Annotated in this window: 4 protein-coding genes; 1 reads left to right on the top strand and 3 read right to left on the bottom strand. The window is 68.5% G+C overall.

Annotation, left to right across the window (positions count from 1 at the left end; translation table 11 throughout):
• The first annotated feature begins 66 nt into the window (after positions 1–66).
• Complete coding sequence (locus B4E30_RS03455) at positions 67–1,008, top strand: diacylglycerol/lipid kinase family protein (RefSeq protein ID WP_194383688.1); 942 nt, start codon at positions 67–69, stop codon at positions 1,006–1,008.
• A 59-nt stretch (positions 1,009–1,067) separates the two neighbouring features.
• On the opposite strand, the gene B4E30_RS16525 is transcribed toward B4E30_RS03455, so the two are convergent.
• The 3 genes from B4E30_RS16525 to B4E30_RS03445 all read right to left on the bottom strand — a co-directional run bounded on the left by B4E30_RS16525 (position 1,068) and on the right by B4E30_RS03445 (position 2,224).
• The gene (locus tag B4E30_RS16525; protein WP_336510676.1) at positions 1,068–1,394 is read right to left on the bottom strand and encodes a hypothetical protein; all 327 of its coding nucleotides are present in this window, start codon (positions 1,392–1,394) and stop codon (positions 1,068–1,070) included.
• Entirely contained in the window at positions 1,391–1,894 is a 504-nt protein-coding gene (locus tag B4E30_RS16520) for a tryptophan-rich sensory protein (RefSeq protein ID WP_336510677.1), read from the bottom strand. The genes B4E30_RS16525 and B4E30_RS16520 overlap by 4 nt, the downstream gene beginning before the upstream one ends.
• A 75-nt stretch (positions 1,895–1,969) precedes the next feature.
• The gene (locus tag B4E30_RS03445) at positions 1,970–2,224 is read right to left on the bottom strand and encodes a hypothetical protein (protein ID WP_286720500.1); all 255 of its coding nucleotides are present in this window, start codon (positions 2,222–2,224) and stop codon (positions 1,970–1,972) included.
• Positions 2,225–2,648 lie beyond the last annotated feature (424 nt).

The following is a 2,648-nucleotide window of genomic DNA, read 5'->3' as shown; positions in this document are numbered from 1 at the left end:
CCCCGTCGATCGACGGGGCATTCGTGTGAGGACAGACATGCTCACCGATACCCCTACGCTCGCCATATGAGTGCTGTGCGCGCCGCCATGGTGTGGAATCCATCGAAGACCGACCGGGAGACGCTCGAAGAGCCACTGCTGCGCGTCTTCGACGCTGACGAGATCGCGTGGTTCGAGACGACGGTGGACGACCCCGGCCAGGGCGTCGCGGCCCAGGCTCTGGCAACGGCGCCCGAGGTGGTCATCGTGGCGGGCGGCGATGGCACGGTGCGCGCGGTGGCCGAGCATCTCGCGGATGTGCGGGCCGACGTCGACCTCGGTCTCGTTCCTCTCGGCACCGGAAACCTGCTCGCCCGCAACCTCGACGTGCCGCTGCGGAACGTGCCGGCCGCCGTGGAGCGAGCCGCGACCGGCACGCCACGCGGCATCGACGTCGGGTGGGTCGAGGTCGATCTGGCCGAGGGGGCGGAGCGGCACGCCTTCGTGGTGATGATCGGATTCGGCATCGACGCGAACATGATCGCCGAGACCGATGAGGGGCTGAAGAGCAAGGCCGGCTGGTTGGCGTACGTGGAATCCCTCGGGCGGGCGCTCCGCGCCAGCGACCTGGTCTCGTTCGAACTCACCGTGGACGACGAGCCCGGTCGTGACGAGACCGGGCACACCCTGCTCATCGGCAACTGCGGCACCTTGCAGGCGGGTTTCGCCCTGCTGCCTGATGCCGACCCGGGCGACGGCGAGCTCGATTTCCTGATGCTGAGCGCGGATGGGCTCGCCCCCTGGCTGGGAACTCTCACGACGATGCTGTGGGACAGCAATCTCGGTCGCATGATCCGCCGCGACGATGACGACGGCTCGACGGACACGGACGACATCACGCACGGCCGCGCCCACAGCATCCACGTGTCACTGCCGGCGCCTCGCGTGTTCCAGATCGACGGCGAGGAGATCGGCGAGGCCCGCGCCTTCCGGGTGTCGATGCAACCCGGCGCCCTCCGCGTGCGCTGACCGCCGCCACCCCCGTTCGTTGAGCGAGGAGCGCAGCGACGAGACGAAACGGGGCTCGCTCAGCGATCGGCGTGTGCGCGACGGGCGTGGCGGAAGCGCGCGAACAGCGTGGCGATGACGATGAGCGCCACCGCGACGATCGCGGCGACACCGGTCGCCGGCGAGTACGGCTCGTCGGTGAATCGGGCGACGGCGACCCACGCGATCCCCCAGCTGAGTGACAGCGCCGGCGCGATACGGCCGCCGCCCCAGAACCCCAGCGCGATGCCGACCGCTGCGGCGGCGGCCAGCACCAGCGACGACCAGATCTCGGGAGCGATGCCGAACCCGTCGAACCCGGCGGCGACGAGGATCGCGGTGGCATTCGCAACGGTCGCGATGATCACCCATCCGAGATACAGCCCGATGGCCCCGTGGCGACCACGACCTCGACCCGGTTCTTCGGCGCGGTGCGGCGCAGGGTGACGAAGATGCGGCACAGCACGACCAGCAGCAGCACGATGACCGGCAGGCTGAGGTACAGCAGGTCGGCCTGCACGACGCCGATCCACACCGCATTGAGAATCAGGGATGCCGCGACCCACCAGCCGATGCGCTGGCGGGTGTCGTGGCGTTGCGCGGGCAGCGCCTGCCATATCGCGTACGCGAGCATGCCGGTGTAGATGACGCTCCAGATGCGGAACGCTCCCGTTCCCGGGGCGGTGAGGGTCGAGTCAGCGTCGAGGAAACCGCCGGCGGCCTCTTGGATCGGGGTTCCGAAGAACGCCCCCGACCCGATGAAGGCCGCGATGATCGCCAGCACGGAGCTGACGAGGATGATGATCTGCCGGGCGAGGTCACGCCCGCGCGTGGTGGGATCGGTTCGAGTCGTCGTCGACGTGGACACGGTCTACCTCCAAGGTTGCGACGCATGCGGTCATCAGTGTCTTCCGACGACGGGTGCCCGCCGGATGCACGTTCGTCAGAACCTCTCCCAGAGCTCGTGCGCCGTGATGCCGTCGTCGGCGACCCCGTCGACGTCGCGAACGGGCTGCAGCTCGAAATCATCGGGCGCGTGCCGTGTGAGGACCGCCGTGTAGTCCGGATGCTCGGTGACCTTCACCTCGAACCGGTCCGTGTCGATCAGACGGAGAATCACCTCGTTGCCCCGGCGGGAGAGGAACGACACCTCCTTCTGCTCAGCGGTGGGAAGCGGCAGACCCTCGAAGTCACTCACGGCATGACTCTACGTGCGGGCGACGACAACACGCCCGTGCCACTGTCATAAGATCCGCCGCGGCGCAAGGGGCGTCATCCGAGGGCGGTCCACGGGAGCATGGACTCATGCCCGATCGCCGGATCTCTCCCCGACCGCCCGCCCGTGACATCACCGCGCCCCCGCGCCGCGGCTACGGCATCGCATGGTCGCGTGTCGAGGAGGGCTTCTACGTCGCCAACCGCGACGGCGTGTTCCTCGGATACCTCGACCGCGAAGCAGACGGCACCTANNGGGCTGCAGCTCGAAATCATCGGGTGCGCGCCGCGTGAGGACCGCGGTGTAGTCGGGATGCTCGGTGACCTTCACCTCGAACCGATCCGTGTCGATCAGACGGAGGATCACCTCGTTGCCCCGGCGCGAGAGGAACGACACCTCCTTCTGC

This window comes from Microbacterium sp. UBA3394 (genome assembly GCF_002358725.1).
Taxonomy (GTDB): domain Bacteria; phylum Actinomycetota; class Actinomycetes; order Actinomycetales; family Microbacteriaceae; genus Microbacterium; species Microbacterium luteum.
This window is presented reverse-complemented; position numbering and strand designations above follow the sequence as displayed.

Excerpts from the sequence above, each read along its gene's own strand:
- B4E30_RS03455 (WP_194383688.1), top strand. The coding sequence starts at position 67 with ATGAGTGCTGTGCGCGCCGCCATGGTGTGGAATCCATCGAAGACCGAC.